The sequence below is a fragment of the Propioniciclava tarda genome, from assembly GCF_900182665.1.
Classification (GTDB): domain Bacteria; phylum Actinomycetota; class Actinomycetes; order Propionibacteriales; family Propionibacteriaceae; genus Propioniciclava; species Propioniciclava tarda.
In genome coordinates this window covers 1-1,873 of record NZ_FXTL01000034.1, presented here as the reverse complement: position 1 = coordinate 1,873, position 1,873 = coordinate 1, and the positions used below count along the sequence as shown (strand labels likewise).

The following is a 1,873-nucleotide window of genomic DNA, read 5'->3' as shown; positions in this document are numbered from 1 at the left end:
CCTTCACGCAACCCCAGGGCAGGGGCAGGACGATTCGCCATACCCCATCATCCCAAGAACCCAACCATAAAGGAACTAACGACACACACCACTAGTTTTTGGTATTCGCCAGCCTAGGCACAGCGCTCGTACTCATTGCGTACGCGTTTCTGTTCAGCTCGATCCTGCAATCAAGAAGATCACGGTACGAGCGCGCCAGGGCCGAATCCGTGCAGACTTGGTTGAGGCTAACCGATGAGATCAACCGCCGAAAGCTTCAGCGAGTCTTCGATCTCGCAGTCCAGGGTCTGGACCTTCCTCTCGGCGACGAGTCAGCCAAAGCCATGCGGACGATTCTGCTGCAACACGTCAGGGAGATCTCCGCGTCGAGCGACGAGAGTTCCAACCTGGACATTCTCACCTCGGCCCAAGTGCAGAGATCGGATTCGGTGCGCGACATTCCCGTTTCCGAGAGTGAACAGTAATGACGCTAGAGACACCAGCGGAATCGAACCCGTGCTTTGAGGAAGAGCCGAATCAAGCGATTTTACGTGAGATGGATCGCAGCAGTATCCAATGGTTTCTGCAACCAGATCAAGTCGACTCAGCTCAGGCAGCAAACGATTTCACCAAGAGCGTGGGCGTACAAGCAGCCAAGATCGCTAAACGACGCCAGGCAAGTGCCGTCGACAGCCCTGACATCACCAAGGCGATCGATACGGTCTACCCTCAAACTCCAAACGGAGGACCACTGATATGGGCGATCCTTGGCTTAGTCGGTGGTGTCCTCCTTTCTATCGCGATATGTCTTTTCAACGCTGACGTGACGACGCTCGCGAGCAAGTGCCCTCCACAGCCGTGGTCATCCTCGTGATATTGCTACTTTTCCTGGGGCTGGTGGCGAACTGGGCAAGAAAGCCGAGACGATTCTAAGAAGCGGGATTCGAGCATCGCTCGCACAGTCGCCCGGCGGCCGCTGCCGTCGTCTGAAGGGTGTCGGGGTAACACCTCGACGAGAATCGCAGGCGATTCGACCAGATCGCACCGGCCGTCCCACACGGCATCGAGAATCCGCTTCGATTCGAATCCACCGGGTTGCCCGGTGATCAGAAGGAGGAAGCAACATGCGTCCAGCGTGATGCGAGGGTTAGCACTACTCGCCACGGAGCCGCCTTAGGTATTCAAGCACTGGCAGCCCGTCGGTGGCGCCCGGGTCAGAGCCCAACAGATCGGACCAACTGGCGGCCGGCACGGGGATGTTCCGCAACGTCGACACCGTCACGTGGTACGGGCTGCCGTGGGGGTCTTGCTTAACCTCTCCCACGAGTTCAACGAAGCCGTACAACGCGTCCCGGAAGTCGTCGCGGAGAGCGTCGGGAAACTTCGCCCGGACCGTCCTCCCCGTCTGAAGCCGGATCGACGCCCTGTTCCCACGGCTGACATCGACCCCCGTCACGGTCCCCCGGACGGAGCCAGGCACCACGCGAGCGGCAGGCTGCGCCTGGGCTAGACGCTTCGCAAGGTGAGGGGTGAGATCGATGACCTCGCTCTCCTGGTTGCCAGGGACCAGCGTAAGCGACGCGACACCCTCCGCCACACCGGCCACTTCGGTCAGGTTACGTGCCTCGGAGTAGGTGTCCGGGTTCCAACCCTCGGGAGCACCACCCTCAAGAACGGTGGCTAGTCCGCGGACCAGGTACAACAAGGGCCGAGCCTGTGCAGGCTCTGGCGCGGCAACAGCCACGATCCCAGATCCCAGCCGCAGCTCAGTGAGGACCCAATCGGTTGGGGTGTCGGCAGAGCAATGATCAGAACCTGTGGATGGTCCTCGGCCGGGTGACGTGAAGGAGCGCACCTTCCCGAGGATGATCTGAAGTCCAAGTAGCTCTGATCG

General features: G+C 60.1%; 2 protein-coding genes. One reads left to right on the top strand and one right to left on the bottom strand.

The window, feature by feature from the left end; all coding sequences use genetic code 11:
• Window positions 1-463 precede the first annotated feature (463 nt).
• Entirely contained in the window at window positions 464-853 is a 390-nt protein-coding gene (locus FN821_RS14030) for a hypothetical protein (protein ID WP_131173177.1), read from the top strand.
• Between the two features lie 279 nt (window positions 854-1,132).
• Here FN821_RS14030 and FN821_RS14025 read toward each other — a convergent pair whose 3' ends face one another.
• Window positions 1,133-1,684, bottom strand: a complete 552-nt coding sequence (locus FN821_RS14025; protein ID WP_131173176.1) for a hypothetical protein — start codon at window positions 1,682-1,684, stop codon at window positions 1,133-1,135.
• Window positions 1,685-1,873 lie beyond the last annotated feature (189 nt).

Excerpts from the sequence above, each read along its gene's own strand:
- FN821_RS14030 (WP_131173177.1), top strand. The coding sequence starts at position 464 with ATGACGCTAGAGACACCAGCGGAATCGAACCCGTGCTTTGAGGAAGAG.